At 63.2% G+C, this 15,461-nt stretch carries 15 protein-coding genes, 1 pseudogene and 1 riboswitch; of the genes and pseudogenes, 15 read left to right on the forward strand and 1 reads right to left on the reverse strand.

Annotated features, from left to right (window positions below; all coding sequences use genetic code 11):
* Window positions 1–11 precede the first annotated feature (11 nt).
* The 12 genes and pseudogenes from bioB (at window position 12) to D3227_RS06520 (ending at window position 10,977) form a co-directional block, all read left to right on the forward strand.
* Entirely contained in the window at window positions 12–1,013 is a 1,002-nt protein-coding gene (gene bioB, locus D3227_RS06465; protein ID WP_167480617.1) for a biotin synthase BioB, read from the forward strand.
* Window positions 1,010–2,149, forward strand: a complete 1,140-nt coding sequence (locus tag D3227_RS06470; protein WP_120013281.1) for an 8-amino-7-oxononanoate synthase — start codon at window positions 1,010–1,012, stop codon at window positions 2,147–2,149. The genes bioB and D3227_RS06470 overlap by 4 nt, the downstream gene beginning before the upstream one ends.
* Window positions 2,146–2,781: a dethiobiotin synthase gene (gene bioD / locus D3227_RS06475; protein ID WP_120013282.1), complete on the forward strand. Its 636-nt coding sequence runs from the start codon at window positions 2,146–2,148 to the stop codon at window positions 2,779–2,781. The genes D3227_RS06470 and bioD overlap by 4 nt, the downstream gene beginning before the upstream one ends.
* Entirely contained in the window at window positions 2,781–4,046 is a 1,266-nt protein-coding gene (locus D3227_RS06480) for an adenosylmethionine--8-amino-7-oxononanoate transaminase (RefSeq protein ID WP_120013363.1), read from the forward strand. The genes bioD and D3227_RS06480 overlap by 1 nt, the downstream gene beginning before the upstream one ends.
* Window positions 4,043–5,026 (forward strand): beta-ketoacyl-ACP synthase III, encoded by a 984-nt coding sequence (locus D3227_RS06485; protein ID WP_120013283.1) that lies wholly within the window; start codon window positions 4,043–4,045, stop codon window positions 5,024–5,026. Before D3227_RS06480 ends, D3227_RS06485 begins: the two co-directional genes overlap by 4 nt.
* A gap of 50 nt (window positions 5,027–5,076) precedes the next feature.
* Window positions 5,077–5,529 (forward strand): aspartate 1-decarboxylase, encoded by a 453-nt coding sequence (gene panD, locus D3227_RS06490; protein WP_120013284.1) that lies wholly within the window; start codon window positions 5,077–5,079, stop codon window positions 5,527–5,529.
* Between the two features lie 102 nt (window positions 5,530–5,631).
* A riboswitch (TPP riboswitch) is annotated at window positions 5,632–5,748 on the forward strand.
* 102 nt (window positions 5,749–5,850) lie between these two features.
* Window positions 5,851–7,686 (forward strand): phosphomethylpyrimidine synthase ThiC, encoded by a 1,836-nt coding sequence (thiC, locus tag D3227_RS06495; RefSeq protein WP_120013285.1) that lies wholly within the window; start codon window positions 5,851–5,853, stop codon window positions 7,684–7,686.
* Window positions 7,683–8,682: pseudogene (gene thiO / locus D3227_RS06500) on the forward strand (glycine oxidase ThiO). Before thiC ends, thiO begins: the two are co-directional and overlap by 4 nt.
* Window positions 8,660–8,848 carry a sulfur carrier protein ThiS gene (gene thiS / locus D3227_RS06505; RefSeq protein ID WP_245451679.1) on the forward strand — a complete coding sequence of 63 codons (189 nt, stop codon included), beginning with the start codon at window positions 8,660–8,662 and terminating at the stop codon, window positions 8,846–8,848. The pseudogene thiO and the gene thiS overlap by 23 nt, the downstream one beginning before the upstream one ends.
* A gap of 1 nt (window position 8,849) precedes the next feature.
* Window positions 8,850–9,623 carry a thiazole synthase gene (locus tag D3227_RS06510; RefSeq protein ID WP_120013287.1) on the forward strand — a complete coding sequence of 258 codons (774 nt, stop codon included), beginning with the start codon at window positions 8,850–8,852 and terminating at the stop codon, window positions 9,621–9,623.
* Complete coding sequence (locus D3227_RS06515; protein ID WP_120013288.1) at window positions 9,620–10,225, forward strand: thiamine phosphate synthase; 606 nt, start codon at window positions 9,620–9,622, stop codon at window positions 10,223–10,225. The genes D3227_RS06510 and D3227_RS06515 overlap by 4 nt, the downstream gene beginning before the upstream one ends.
* Complete coding sequence (locus D3227_RS06520; protein WP_120013289.1) at window positions 10,216–10,977, forward strand: hydroxymethylpyrimidine/phosphomethylpyrimidine kinase; 762 nt, start codon at window positions 10,216–10,218, stop codon at window positions 10,975–10,977. Before D3227_RS06515 ends, D3227_RS06520 begins: the two co-directional genes overlap by 10 nt.
* Before the next feature lie 45 nt (window positions 10,978–11,022).
* Here D3227_RS06520 and D3227_RS06525 read toward each other — a convergent pair whose 3' ends face one another.
* Window positions 11,023–12,762, reverse strand: a complete 1,740-nt coding sequence (locus D3227_RS06525; protein WP_120013290.1) for a relaxase/mobilization nuclease domain-containing protein — start codon at window positions 12,760–12,762, stop codon at window positions 11,023–11,025.
* Between the two features lie 152 nt (window positions 12,763–12,914).
* Between D3227_RS06525 and D3227_RS06530 the strand changes: the two genes are divergently transcribed.
* The 3 genes from D3227_RS06530 to D3227_RS06540 are packed head-to-tail and all read left to right on the forward strand — an operon-like array spanning window position 12,915 to window position 15,348.
* The gene (locus tag D3227_RS06530; protein WP_281034901.1) at window positions 12,915–13,778 is read left to right on the forward strand and encodes an AMP-binding enzyme; all 864 of its coding nucleotides are present in this window, start codon (window positions 12,915–12,917) and stop codon (window positions 13,776–13,778) included.
* Between the two features lie 21 nt (window positions 13,779–13,799).
* Complete coding sequence (locus tag D3227_RS06535; RefSeq protein WP_120013364.1) at window positions 13,800–14,567, forward strand: glucose 1-dehydrogenase; 768 nt, start codon at window positions 13,800–13,802, stop codon at window positions 14,565–14,567.
* A gap of 10 nt (window positions 14,568–14,577) precedes the next feature.
* Window positions 14,578–15,348: an enoyl-CoA hydratase-related protein gene (locus D3227_RS06540; protein ID WP_120013291.1), complete on the forward strand. Its 771-nt coding sequence runs from the start codon at window positions 14,578–14,580 to the stop codon at window positions 15,346–15,348.
* Window positions 15,349–15,461 lie beyond the last annotated feature (113 nt).

Consider the following 15,461-nt stretch of genomic DNA (forward strand, 5'->3'; position numbering starts at 1 on the left):
ACAGGATGGAAATGCACACAGCGATTTCGGAAAAAACCCCGCCTGAAGCTCAATCCTTCGACCACCATCGGGTGTGGACATTGGAAGAAGCCCAGGCGCTCCACGACGCGCCGTTCAACGACCTGCTGTTTCAGGCGCAAACCATTCACCGCCAGAATTTCGATCCCAACAAGGTCCAGCTCAGCCGCCTTCTCAGCATCAAGACAGGTGGTTGCCCGGAGGATTGCGGCTATTGCAGCCAGTCGGCGCATCACGACACGGACCTGAAGGCGTCGAAGCTGATGGAGGTCCGGCGCGTCATTGCCGAGGCGACCAAGGCGCGTGATGCGGGCGCGACCCGCTATTGCATGGGCGCGGCCTGGAAGAACCCAAAGGCGCGCGACATGGATGCGGTGGTGGCGATGGTCGAAGGCGTCAAGGCGCTGGGCATGGAGACCTGCATGACACTCGGCATGCTCGATCTCGAGCAGGCCGCTCTTCTGAAGCAGGCAGGCCTCGACTACTACAACCACAACATCGACACCTCGGAGCGCTACTACAACGAGATCATCTCGACCCGGACGTTTGCCGACCGGCTGGATACGCTGGCCAATGTCCGCGACAGCGGCATCAAGGTCTGCTGCGGCGGCATTGTCGGCATGAGCGAAGAGCCGGTGGACCGGATCGACATGCTGGTGACATTAGCCAATCTGCCGGAGCATCCTGAAAGCGTTCCAATCAACATGCTTATCCCGATCGCCGGCACCCCGCTTGCCGACGCCAAGCCGATCGAGCCGATCGAATTCGTGCGCGTGATCGCGTTGGCGCGGATCATGATGCCGAAATCACATGTCCGTCTATCCGCCGGCCGCACCGCCATGACCGACGAGATGCAGGCGCTGTGCTTCTTTGCCGGCGCCAATTCGATCTTCGTCGGCGATACGCTGCTGACGGCGGATAATCCCGGCGAGGACAAGGATACTCTGCTGTTCCGGCGTCTCGGCATCGAGCCGATGGAACTCGAGGTGCAATGAACGGGGCACCGCTTGCCCGCTATGACGCGACCTTGCAGGGGCTGGCGCGCAGGGACCGGCTACGGACGCTGTCACCGCGCGCCGGGCTCGACTTCTCGTCGAACGATTATCTCGGGCTTGCCGCCTCCAAAAGACTTGGCGACGCGGTTGCGGCGGCGATTGCGCGCGGCACACCGGTCGGCGCCACCGGGTCGAGGCTGTTGCGCGGCAACGCACCGGAGCATGAGCAACTGGAGGCAGACGCGGCGACGTTCTTCGGAGCGGAATGCGCACTGTTCTTCGGTAGCGGCTACATCGCCAACTTCGCCCTTCTGACCGCGCTGCCGCAGAAGGGCGACCTATTGATCCTCGACGAACTCGCCCATGCCAGCATGCATGAGGGTGCGCGGGCAGGACGAGCCGAGTTCAAGCTGGTAGCGCACAACGACGCCGATGCTTTCGAGGATGCGATCACGCGCTGGCGCGCCGAAGGCGGCACCGGGCGCGTCTGGATCGTGGTCGAAAGCCTCTACAGCATGGATGGCGACCGCGCGCCGATGGAGAGCCTGGTCGCGCTTGCCGATCGGCACGAGGCATTCATCGTCGTCGACGAGGCGCATGCCACCGGCGTCTGGGGACCGGACGGCCGCGGCCTTGCAGCTGCTTTCGAGGGTCGCGACAACATTGTCGCGCTTCACACATGCGGCAAGGCGCTCGGCGCGTCGGGCGCGCTGATCACCGCTCCACGAACGGTGTGCGACTATCTCGTCAACCGCTGCCGGCCATTCATCTACGCAACCGCGCCATCGCCGCTGATGGCCGTCGCGGCGCGCGAGGCGATTGCCATGCTGTCCGACGAGCCGCTGCGCCGCGTTCAGCTGCATGAACGCGTTGCCTTCGCGGGTCGCCAATTGGCCGAGCGCTGCGGCGTGACGCCGAGCGGCTCGCAGATCCAGCCCTTCGTCATCGGCGATAACAGGCGCACCATGACGCTGGCGGCAGCGCTGCAGGCGCGCGGCTTCGACATTCGCGGCATTCGCCCGCCGACCGTGCCCGAGGGCACATCGCGCCTGCGCATTTCGCTGACGCTCAACGTCGACGAAGCTGACATTTCGGCCATGGTCGAGGCCCTCGTCGAAGTGTTGGGCACGGCATGACCAAGCGCATCGTCATCACCGGAACGGACACCGGCATCGGCAAGACGGTGTTTTCAGCCGGGCTCGCCGGCCTCCTCGACGGCTTCTACTGGAAGCCGGTGCAGTCGGGCCTCGATGGCGAGACCGACAGCGAGGTCGTTGAGCGGCTTGCCGGCCTACCGCCGGGGCGCGTGCTGCCGGAAGTCTACCGCTTGAACGAGCCGCTGTCGCCGCATCGTTCGGCCGAACTCGATGGCGTTGCGATAGACGAGGCAAGGCTCTCGCTTCCAGTCTTGCCGGGTCCGCTCGTCATCGAAGGCGCCGGCGGCCTGATGGTGCCGCTCAACCGGCAGACAAAGTTCATCGACATATTCGCGCAATGGCAGCTGCCGGTCATCCTGTGCGCTCGCACCGCGCTCGGCACGATCAACCACACCCTGCTGTCGATCGAGGCCCTGCGGGCCCGCTCAATTCCGCTCATCGGCCTCGCCTTCATTGGCGACGAGGTGGCCGATACGCAAAGGACAATCGTGGAATTCAGCGGCGTGCCGCAGCTCGGCAGGCTCCCACTCCTCGATCCGCTGACGAACGAAACGCTGAGGGACGCGATGGTTGCCGGCTTTGACCTTGCCTCGATTGCCGGAGGCGGATGATGTCGCAGTCTCAAGTCTGGCATCCGTTCACACAGCATGCGCTCGAGCCGGCGATCCCCGAAATCGTCCGGACGGAAGGCGCCTACCTCAATAAGGCCGACGGCACGCGCATCCTGGACGCCATCTCTTCCTGGTGGGTCGTCACCCATGGCCACCGCCATCCCCGCATAATGAAGGCCATCGAGACGACCACGGCGAACCTCGACCAGATCATCTTCGCGGGCTTCACGCACGAGCCGGCCGAAAGCCTGGCCAAGGCGCTTGTCGGCCTCGCTCCCTCTGGACTCGACTGGGTGTTCTATTCCGACAGCGGCTCGACCTGCGTCGAAGTCGCGCTGAAGATGGCGCTCGGCTATTTCCGCAACACCGGCCCGCCGCGCTCGCGCATCGTCGTCATGGAGCACAGCTATCATGGCGACACGATCGGCACGATGAGCGTCGGTGCCCGCGGTGTGTTCAACGCCGCCTACGAGCCCCTGCTGTTCGAGGTCGACACCATCCCCTTCCCGGCCACGGGACGCGAGCAGGAGACGCTCGATCGGTTTGAGGCTGTCAGCCGCGACCGGCGCGCCGCCGCGCTGATTGTCGAGCCGCTGGTGCTTGGCGCCGGCGGCATGCTGATGTATCCGGCCTGGGTTCTGGCCGAATTGAAGAAGATTGCCGAAGCCTCCGGCACGCTCCTGATCGCCGACGAGGTGATGACCGGCTGGGGGCGCACCGGGACCATGTTCGCCTGCGAGCAGGCGTCCATCTCACCGGATATCCTGTGCACCTCGAAAGGCTTGACAGGCGGTGCCATCCCGCTGGCGGCAACGCTTGCCACCGACGCCATATTCCAGGCTCACTATTCCGAGGACCGGAAGAAGACCTTTTTTCATTCGAGCTCCTACACCGCCAATCCGATTGCCTGCGCGGCCGCACTCGCCAATGTCGAGATCTGGCAGGACGAGCCGGTGACTGACCGGATCGCGGCCTTGAGCGCGAGGCAGGCCGCCGGGCTTCAACGCTTTCGCGACAATTCCTGCTTCACCGACAGCCGGGTGACCGGCACGATCGCGGCCATCGATCTGCGCACAGGCTCAGCCGGCTATCTGGCCGAGATCGGGCCAAAACTGCGCGCTTTTTTCCTTGAGCGCGGCCTGCTCGTGCGCCCGCTCGGCAATGTCCTCTATCTTCTGCCGCCCTATTGCATCACCGGCGACGAACTGGACGGGCTCTATGATGCCATTGAGGAGGCCGGCGAACGCTTCGGTCCGAGGCCATGAGCCGATCGTCGCGCATTCTTGGGTTTGGTCATCATGCGCCGTCGCGCAAGGTGGAGAACCCGGAAGTCGAAAACCGTCTCGGGCTCGAGCCCGGCTGGATCGAGCGGCGCACCGGGATACGGTCACGCTTCTGGGCAACCGACGAAGACACGCTGTCCGGCCTTGCCGCGCATGCCGGCGACATGGCGCTGACGAATGCCGGCATTGACCGCAGCGACATCGGTCTTTTGTTGCTTGCCACCTCGACGCCCGATCACCTCCTGCCGCCCAGCGCGCCGCTGGTCGCGCATCGGCTGGGGCTCGTCCGCGCCGGCGCGGTCGATCTGACCGGCGCCTGCGCCGGCTTCATCTATGCGCTGATGTTCGCCGACGGATTCACCCGACTTCACGGCAAAGCGAGCCTCGTCGTAGCCGCCAATATCCTCAGCCGCCGCATCAATCCGGCCGAGCGCGCCAGCGCCGTGCTGTTTGCCGATGCCGCCGGCGCCATGGTGATCGGTCCATGCGATGATCCGGACCGAGGCATTCTCGGCGCCTCGGTGGATTCGGACGGCTCGCGCTACGGGTTGATCCAGATCCCTGCTGGAGGAGGCAACACGCCGTTCCACGGCGACCTCGACCTCGCGCAAACTCGAATGACGATCACCGATGGCCGCGAAGTGTTCGCCAAGGCCGTCGAGATGATGACTGCCTGCTCGCAGGACGCGCTCGCAGCAGCCCAGATGCAGCCCCAAGACATCGATCGGTTCGTGCCGCACCAGGCCAATGCTCGCATTTTCGACGCGGTTGGGAGGAACCTCGGCATTGCGGATCATGCGATCGTCAAGACGATCGCCGAATACGGCAACTCTTCCGCAGCGACGATCCCGCTTTCCCTGTCGCTGGCCCATCAGACGCAGCCATTCCGGCAGGACGAGAAAATCCTGCTGGCAGCCGCGGGGGCGGGACTCAGCGGCGGGGCGCTTGTCGTCGGGATCTAGCCGGGCGACGCATGCGCGCAGGACATGAATGGCAATAGGACAAGGGCACCATGCGAAAAATAGTCGCCGGCAAGCTGCACGGCATCCACGTCACCGAAGCGAACCTCAATTACCATGGTTCGATAACGCTGGACCCTGACCACTGCGAGGCAGCAGGAATCCTGCCCATGGAATTCGTGGAAATATGGAACAAGAATTCCGGTGCGCGGATTTCGACCTATGTCATTTTTGGCGAGCGCGGCTCACGGTGCTGCATCCTCAACGGAGCTGCGGCCCGCACCTGCCAGCCCGGCGACCAGATCATTGTCTGCAGCTCCATCTATCTGGAAGAAGCGCAAGTCACCTCGCTGAAGCCGCGGATTGTCACCTTCGACCAGGACAACCACATACGCGACCGCCTGAGCTACTCGGTCGGACTTGACGCGCACGGGCGATACAGTTTCTCCATCCTTGACGAGGCGAATGCGGCTTTGGCCATTCCTGCCCTGGTATCCGGGGCGTGATTTTGTCCCGACGCATGCGCGAACTCCCACCCGGTTTGACTAACCACCGGCCCAAGGCGCCCGAACCCGCTTGACAAAGCGGCGACGGCCCGCTCAATTCTAGGCATTCACCAGGGGAGTCCCGGCAAGGGGCTGAGATACTGCTGGCTTTCGCGGCGCAGTGACCCGTTGAACCTGATCCAGTTCATACTGGCGTAGGGACGGTGCAAGCGCTTTGCGGGAGTTTACGCCCGAGGTCCTGTTAAAGCAGGGCGGCCAAAGCGTCTTTTCATCCTTCCGGCACAGAACTGGGTCTCCAATGCATGAGCAAGGAGCCTCAAGATGAATGCCCTCACCCCCGCCGTCTCGACGGGACCGCTGCCCGCCTCACGGAAAATCCACAAGTCCGGCGTCCTCCACCCGCACATCAAGGTGCCAATGCGCGAAATCGCCGTCCATCCGACGGCTGGCGAACCGCCCGTCACCGTCTACGATCCGTCGGGGCCCTATACAGACCCGACTGTCGAAACCAGCATCGAAAAGGGTCTCGCACGGCGTCGGCACGAATGGATTACGGCGCGCGGCGACGTCGAAGCCTATGACGGCCGCCATGTCCGGCCGGAAGACAACGGATTCGCGGCGGGCGAGCGCCTGACGCCGGAGTTTCCCGTTCGCAACCGCCCGCTCAGAGCCAAGGCCGGCAAGGCGGTGACCCAGCTTGCCTATGCGCGCGCCGGCATCATCACGCCCGAAATGGAGTTCGTCGCCATCCGCGAGAACCTTGGACGGGCGATTCTGCATGGCAAGCTCGAGCGCGATGGCGAAGCCTTCGGCGCGGCGATCCCCGATTTCGTCACACCCGAATTCGTGCGCGACGAGGTGGCACGCGGGCGGGCGATCATTCCCGCCAACATCAATCATCCCGAGAGCGAGCCGATGATCATCGGCCGCAATTTCCTGGTGAAGATCAACGCCAATATCGGCAATTCGGCAGTCACCTCTTCGATGGCCGAGGAAGTGGAAAAGATGGTGTGGGCGATCCGCTGGGGCGCCGACACGGTGATGGATCTGTCGACGGGACGCAACATCCACAACATCCGCGAATGGATCGTGCGCAATGCGCCAGTGCCGATCGGCACGGTGCCGCTTTACCAGGCGCTCGAGAAGGTCGGCGGCATCGCCGAGGACCTGACCTGGGAGGTCTACCGCGACACGCTGATCGAACAGGCCGAACAGGGCGTCGACTATTTCACCATCCATGCCGGCGTGCGGCTGCACTACATCCCGCTGACCGTTGACCGGGTCACGGGTATCGTTTCTCGCGGCGGCTCGATCATGGCCAAATGGTGCCTGCATCATCACCGGGAGAGCTTCCTCTACGAGCATTTCGCGGAGATCTGCGACATCTGCCGCGCCTATGATGTGTCCTTTTCGCTCGGCGACGGCCTTCGTCCCGGCTCGATCGCCGATGCCAACGACGCGGCGCAATTCGCCGAGTTGGAAACGCTCGGCGAACTGACGCAGATTGCCTGGGCCAGGGATTGCCAGGTGATGATCGAGGGGCCCGGCCACGTGCCGATGCACAAGATCAAGGAGAACATGGACAAGCAACTCGCCGTCTGCAGCGAGGCACCGTTCTATACGCTTGGACCGCTGACGACCGACATCGCGCCGGGCTACGACCACATCACCTCCGGCATCGGCGCCGCGATGATCGGCTGGTTCGGCACCGCCATGCTCTGCTACGTCACGCCGAAGGAACATCTCGGCCTTCCCGATCGCGACGACGTCAAGATCGGCGTGATCACCTACAAGATCGCCGCCCATGCCGCCGATCTGGCGAAGGGCCATCCGGCGGCGAAAGTCAGGGATAATGCCCTTTCCCGCGCGCGCTTCGAGTTCCGCTGGGAAGACCAGTTCAACCTTTCGCTCGACCCCGAAACCGCGCGGTCCTTCCACGATCAGACCTTGCCCAAGGAAGCGCACAAGCTGGCGCATTTCTGCTCGATGTGCGGGCCGAAATTCTGCTCCATGCGTATTTCCCACGACATCCGGGCGGAGGCCCAGAAAGAAGGCATGGCGGCGATGGCGGCGAAATACCGCGAGGGCGGCGATCTCTACGTGCCGGCGGGCGAGACCGGCGCACCACTCATGCCACGGGCGCGTGAGCGATCATGAAGGTCCTGGTCAAAGGGGCCGGCGTCGCCGGCCTCACAGCGGCCTTCGAACTCGCCGCCCGCGGCGCGACGGTCACAGTCGCCGAGATCCGGTATGGCCTTGGTGGCAATGCGTCGTGGTTCGCCGGCGGCATGCTGGCGCCATGGTGCGAGCGTGAAAGCGCCGAGCAGCTAGTGTTGGATCTCGGACGCGATGCCGCCGACTGGTGGGACACGGTAACACCCGGCCAGGCGACGCGGGCCGGAACACTGGTCGTGGCTGCGCCGCGCGATGCGGGCGAGCTCGACCGGTTTGCCAGCCGTACGTCGGGCCATCGGCGTGTCGATGAAGACGAAATTGCGCTCCTGGAACCCGACCTCGCCGGCCGCTTCCGTCGCGGACTGCTGTTTCCCGATGAGGCTCATCTCGACCCGCGCCAGGCGATGGCGGCACTTCATGACAAGCTCGCTGCCATGGGTGTCGAATTCCGCTTCGGCGCCGATGCCCAGCACATTTCCGGTTTCGATCGTCAGATCGATTGCACGGGGATGGCGGCAGAAGACTGCGGGCTGCGCGGCGTTCGCGGCGAGATGCTGATCCTGCGCATGCCGGACATTTCGCTGTCACGCCCGGTCCGGCTGCTTCATCCGCGCCTCCCGCTCTACGTGGTGCCGCGTACCGATCACCGTTTCATGGTTGGCGCGACGATGATCGAAAGCCAGTCCACAGGACCGGTCACGGCGCGTTCGATGATGGAGCTTTTGGGCGCGGCTTATGCTCTCCATCCGGCCTTCAGCGAGGCTGGCATCATTGAGACCGGCGCCGGTGTTCGTCCGGCCTTTTCTGACAATCTGCCGCGTGTCGAGGCACGTGGAACTACCGTCGCGATCAATGGACTCTATCGCCATGGCTTTCTTCTCGCCCCCGCCATGGCGCGCCAGGCGGCCGACCTGGCTTTCAATCAAGACGAAACCAAGGAGGTGGCATGAAACTGATGGTCAACGGCGAAGCGCATGAGGTTGCCGCCACCACGCTGGCCGAGCTGCTTGCCGCGCTCGACTACGAGGGCGATTGGCTGGCAACGGCCGTCAACAGCGACCTCGTGCACAAAGCCAACCGGGCGGAATTCCAGTTGAGCGACGGCGACCGGATCGAAATCCTCTCGCCCATGCAGGGAGGTTAGCATGTTCGATCTGCTCGGAACGAAGCTTCCCTCCCGCCTGCTTCTCGGCACGGCTCAATATCCTTCGCCTGCCATCCTTGCCGATGCGGTCGAGGCGTCGGGCACGTCGGTGGTGACGGTCTCGTTGCGGCGTGAGATGGCAGGCGGCAGGGCTGGCGAAAAATTCTGGTCGCTGATCCGCGCGCTCGGCACAAGAATCCTGCCCAATACCGCCGGCTGCCACTCCGTCAAGGAAGCGGTTACGACCGCGAAAATGGCGCGCGATGTCTTCGATACGACCTGGATCAAGCTCGAAGTCATTGGCAACCACGACACGCTGCAGCCGGATGTGTTCGGCCTGGTCGAAGCCGCCCGCATCCTGTGCGAGGACGGCTTTTCGGTCTTCCCCTATACCACCGACGACCTTGTCGTCGCTGAGCGGCTGCTGGAGGCGGGCTGCAAGGTCCTGATGCCGTGGTGCGCGCCGATCGGTTCCGCCCTCGGCCCGGTCAACATCATGGCACTTCGCTCGATGCGCGGACATTTCCCTGGCGTCCCGCTGATTGTGGATGCAGGGCTCGGACGGCCGTCGCACGCGGCCACCGTCATGGAACTCGGCTTTGACGCCGTGCTCCTGAACACGGCGGTCGCCAAGGCGGCTGATCCGGTCAGCATGGCGCGTGCTTTCGGCAAGGCGGTCGAGGCCGGTCGTGAAGCTTTCAGTTCGGGAATGCTCGAACCGCGCGACGTCGCCGTGCCATCGACACCGACGATCGGCAGGGCAGTTTTTTCATGAAGCTCGATGCCTTCTACCTGATCGTCGACAGCGCTGCCTGGATCGAACGGTTGGTGCCGCTTGGCGTCAAGCTGGTTCAGCTTCGCATAAAGACCATGGATGAGGCCGGGTTGCGCGCGGAGATCCGCAAGGCGAAGGCTTTATGCGCCCAGCACCACTGCCAGCTCATCGTCAACGACCATTGGCGCCTGGCAATCGAGGAAGGCTGCGACTTCGTCCACCTTGGCCAGGAGGATTTGCAGACCGCCGACCGTTCGCGGATTCGGGTAGCCGGCGTGAGACTCGGACTGAGCACACATGATGATATCGAGCTGGAAACGGCGATGGCTGCCGCGCCCGACTACATCGCGCTCGGCCCCATTTACCCCACCATTCTGAAGAAGATGAAATGGGCGCCGCAAGGGCTGGAGCGGATCAGCGAGTGGAAGCGCCGGGTCGCACCGGTTCCATTGGTCGCCATTGGTGGCCTCAACCCCGACCGGCTCGACGGTGTCTTTGCGGCTGGCGCGGACTGCGCGGCAGTGGTCACCGACATCACGCTGAACGACGACCCCGAAGCGCGCACGCGAGAATGGATCGAAAAGATAGACCGATGGCGCTGAGGCGAGAACCGCATGTGCTTGTCGTCGGCGGATCGGACTCCAGCGGGGGCGCCGGTATCGCGCGCGACATCGAGACGATCTCTTCCATTGGCGTGCGCACCTGCCTTGCCGTCACCGCGCTGACGGTGCAGACACACGAAGCTGTCCTGGAAATCCACCCTGTTCAACCAGGTCTGGTAGCCGATCAGATGCGCGCAGCGCTGCAGGCCAATAAGGTGGCGGCCATCAAGATCGGCATGCTCGCAACCGCAGAGATCATCGTTGCCGTTGCAGGCGTGCTGCGCGAAAATCTGCAAGTGCTGGCAGTACTCGACCCGGTGCTGGCCTCGACCTCAGGCCGGCCGCTTCTGGAAGCAGGCGCCATCGCCGCCATGAAACGTGATCTGATGCCACTTTGCCGTCTCGTCACACCCAATCTCATCGAGCTGGCGCTCCTTGTCGACACAGAACTCTGCGTCGACGAGGATGGCGCAGTCGGGCAGGGCCAGGAACTGCTGGCCGCGGATACGCAGGCCATTCTGATCAAAGGCGGCCATGCATCGGGACCCCGATCGACCGATATTCTGTTGCGCTCCGATCAAGAGCCAATCCGCTTCGACACGCCACGCCTTGCCGCATCGATGCGCGGGACGGGCTGCATGCTGGCCAGTGCGATCGCTGGGCAACTGGCGAATGCGCGATCGATCGAGGATGCCGTGCGCCAGGGCAAGCTCTTTGTGTTCGAGAAGCTTCAAAGGAACGTAGCCGAATGACCGTGACTTCGCGTCCAGTCAAGCTTAGGCGACGGTCGAGGCCGTTCAAAGCCCCAGTCCTCGCTTCCTTCCGAAACTCCAATCGATGCCACCGTCCGCGCGAGTGACGCCGGAGAGGTGACTGCCAATTTTCTTGTCGAGCGACGGCGACCACGGCACCAGGGTGAACCCGACCCCATCGTCGATCATGGCAAAGCGGCCAGAGGCCAGCGAGAAGCGTCGCCGGTAGATACCGGTTACATTGTCGCCGTCCGCAGCGGTTGTGAAAGGAAGTCCGGTCTCTGTTGCCACCTGCGCGCCGACAGTGGCGATCTCCCGGCTACGCGGCGTATCGATAAGGTTGCGCGCAAGGATGACACGCTGACCCTCGCGCCGGGCGAGCCCCTGCTCGATCAGATAACCGGCGCGATCCTCCAAGGCCTGCCTGATCTCCCTACCGAAGCCAGTTTCACCGAGTTCGGCGGACTCGCGCGCCAAAAGCTGCCGGTCGAGCCAAGTCGCGCCATCGGCGCGGACCTGCTCTTCGACAGAAAGGTCTGAACGGACGGCGAGCGCGACACGACCACGGCCCCTTGCATCCTCGTAGCGGCGCAGTTCAACGATCGAGCCGGGCGCGGAATCTCCGGTGGCGTCGAGATCATTGCAGCGAATGTGATGGACCCGTCCGTCGACACCATCGACGATGGCATAGGCCGAGCCGCGCAGTTCGTCATCCAGGCCACGCTCGAGCAGCCGACCAATGACTGGTTTGTCGATCTGTTCAGCCGCGAGCACATAGTCGGCCGCGCCTTTGTCGATGCCTTTCCCGGCGAGACTGCGATGCATGCGCTTGATAATGTCGCCGCGCTCGCCGAGTGCGCGCAAGGTCGGCTCAACCTCTTCGCCCAGCATCCACTGGCCAGGACGAATCTCGTTGGCGAGGCCAAGACGTTCCAACTTACGCAGCCGCCCGATCTTCACCGTCAGGAACTCGTCGGGCTGGTGGCTGCTAGGCGGCGCGAGATCGATGACGCCAAGGCGATCGGCATCGCGAACAAGCTGGCGGTCGAGCTGTGTCCAGCGCTCGGTGTCGATCTGTCGTTCGATCGTTCGGCGGATGTCGTGATCGGTCCGTGGCCCTAGCGACTGGGTAAGGATATCGCTTGCTCGATCGCGCATCCCCTGACGGATGTAGTCGCGCGAGATGACAAGGTTCTCGCCGTCATCGGCTACACCGCGCACGAGAATATGGACGTGAGGATGTTCGGTGTTCCAATGGTCGATGCCAATCCAATCGAGTTTCGTGCCGAGATCGCGCTCCATCTCGACCAACAGGTCGCGCGTGAAGCTTTTGAGGTCGCCCAGTTCGTGGGCGTCCTCCGGTGAGACGATGAAACGGAAATGATGCCGATCGTCCTTGCAGCGGACGGAGAAGGCATCATGATCAGCCTCATTCCTATCCGGCCCAAACATCTTCGCGTTCTTGCCGTCTCGCGTCACACCCTCGCGACGAAGATAGCTGAGATGCGCGGCAAGCGGCGTCGATCCCCTGAACTGCCGGACGACGCGTGCCTTGACGACCGCGCCACGCGAGCGGCTGGTGATAAGGCGGTTGGCGCGGACGCTCGCCGACCGGCCGCGGCCAAACGTCGAGGCGCGTGGAGAAACGATCTTTCCCTCGCGTGAGATACGTCCCCCTGCCCGTTGTGCCGCGGCCAGCGCCTGGAAGATGAAGGGGCGCGCACGCTGGCCGGCCCGGGAACGGATGCGGCCAGGACGGACCCGGAAATCGTCATCACTTTTCATGGGCGCAGATTCTGCGAGGTGCCGCTTTCCTTGAAAAATTTGACAAATTGCTGACCGCGCACATCGCGGATTTGCCACGCACATCGCGGATGTGAAGTGTAAGCCCTTGAAATCCCGTAACCCGACCGAGCCGCACATCGCGGCCCTTTATCTTGCCCTCGCTCCCCGCACCCCTTGGAAACCAACCCTCGCGCCGCAATTCCCGCGACGGAACAGGCCGGAATGCGATTGACAGCGGCAAAGCCGCCGGCCGAAAGCTGGAGCGGCCCGTGGCCGTGATGACCGCTGGTGCGGCTCCTCCCGCGGCGGTGCTGAAGGAGACGGAAGCGCTTGGCTTCGTTGTCCGTCATGTCTACGGCTCGACAGAGCTCCACAGCGTGACGACGCTTTGTGACTGGCACCGAGAATGGGACAATCTCGACCCCGACGAGCGATCAAGGAAGATGGCGCGCCAGGGTGTTCGGACCGCCGTGACCGACGCCATGCTGGTCGCGGATCCAGTGACGCTGGAGCCGGTTCCACACAACGGCTCGGCCATGGGCGAGATTTTGTTTCGCGGCAGCATCGGCATGAAGGGTTATCTGAAAAACCCGGAGGCCACGGAAGAGGCCTTCAAGGGTGGTTGGTACCACACCGGCGATCTCGCGGTGGTTCACGAGGACGGCTACGTCGAGATCAAGGACAGGACGAAGGACATCATCATCTCGGGGGGCGAAAACATCTCCTCTATCGAAATCGAGGACGTCCTCTTCAAGCACCCGGCTGTTTCGTACGCGGCTGTTGTCGCCATGAAGAGCGATCGATGGGGCGAACGGCCGTGCGCCTTTGTTGAGCTCAAACCAGGCTCCTCAAGTGAATTCGCAGAGCAGGAGCTGCTCGATTTTTGTCGCGCGCGGCTGGCCAAGTACAAAGTCCCCGATCGTGTGGTTTTGGGGCCGATCGAACGAACGGCCACAGGGAAGGTGCAGAAATTCAGGCTGCGCCATCTCATTCAGGAAAGCGTACAGGGCGCATGACGCGCGGAAATGGAGAAGTCTATGCGAGGACTCAATGAGCGCGTCGCCATTGTCACCGGCGCCGCGGGCGGCATCGGTCGAGCGATCTGCGAGCGGTTCGTGGACGAGGGCGTTAGGCTCGTCGCCGCCGACATCGATGAGAAAGGGTTGACCGAGCTCGCCGACCGGCTTCGCGGCCGCGGCGGCGACGTACTCCCGCTGGCCTTCGACATCACCCGCTTCGACGACGTCGCGGCAGCAGTCGCCCGTGCCGTGGCGCATTTCGGAAAAATAGACATCCTCGTCAATAACGCGGGTTGGGATATCGCCAAGCCGTTTCTGGATACCGACCCGGACCTTTGGGAAAAGATCATCGCGATCAACCTGCATGGGCCTCTCAACCTGCACAAGGCCGTCCTGCCTCACCTTGTCTCTGGTGGCGGGGGCAAGGTCATCAACATCGCGTCGGATGCTGGTCGAGTCGGCTCCTCAGGCGAATCCGTCTATTCGGCGTGCAAGGGCGGGCTGATCGCGTTCTCCAAGACCCTGGCGCGGGAATGCGCGCGCGACAATGTCCGGGTCAACGTCGTCTGCCCCGGCCCGACCGACACTGCCCTGCTGCGCTCCTTCGTCGGCGAAGGCGAGTACGGCCAGAAGATCTACGATAAGCTTCAAAAGGCGATCCCGCTGAAACGCTTGGGACAGCCAGACGACCTGCCCGGCATGATCGCCTTCTTTGCCAGCAATGACGCCGATTTCATCACTGGCCAGGTTATCAGCGTCTCCGGCGGCCTGACGATGCACGGATAAGGATCAAGAGATGGACTACCAAGACATCACATACGAAGTTCGCGAGGCCGCCGCCTGGATCACCATCAACCGGCCGGAAAAATACAACGCGTTCCGCGGGCAGACCTGCGAAGAGCTCATCCACGCCATCAACAAGGCGGGATGGGACAAGGCCATCGCCGCGATCGTTTTGACAGGCGCCGGCCCGAAGGCGTTCTGTACCGGCGGAGACCAGTCGGCGCATGACGGCGCCTATGACGGACGCGGCACGATTGGTCTTCCAGTCGAGGAACTACAGAGCCTCATCCGCGATGTGCCGAAGCCGGTCATCGCCCGTGTCAACGGTTTCGCCATCGGCGGCGGCAATGTGCTGGTGACATGCTGCGACCTGGCAATCGCCTCGTCGACTGCGGTCTTCGGTCAGGTCGGCCCGAAGGTTGGCTCCGTCGATCCCGGTTTTGGAACTGCCTTGCTTGCCCGTGTGGTCGGTGAAAAGAAGGCGCGTGAAATCTGGATGCTCTGCCGACGTTACTCGGCCGAGCAAGCTTTGCAGATGGGTCTGATCAACACGGTCGTTTCACCGGAAGATCTCGATAGCGAAGTCGATCGCTGGTGCGCGGAAATCGCTGCCCTCAGCCCGACCGCGATCGCGATCGCGAAGAAGTCCTTCAATCTCGACTCCGAATCGATCCGAGGGATTTCCGGCATCGGCATGCAGGCGCTCAGCCTGTTTTATCAGACCGAGGAATCGAAAGAGGGCGTGAAGGCTTTTCTCGAGAAGCGCCCTCCCAAATTCCGGTAACAAACGTCGGTTTGTGCGCTTTTATGCAAGGTTCTGCCTATCCGTGCGGAACATTGCAGGCTTCGCGTTTTGTCGCCAAGCGCGCAGGCGGGTCGGGTATTTGGTACAAATTT

The organism is Mesorhizobium waimense (assembly GCF_003601975.1).
GTDB lineage: Bacteria > Pseudomonadota > Alphaproteobacteria > Rhizobiales > Rhizobiaceae > Mesorhizobium > Mesorhizobium waimense.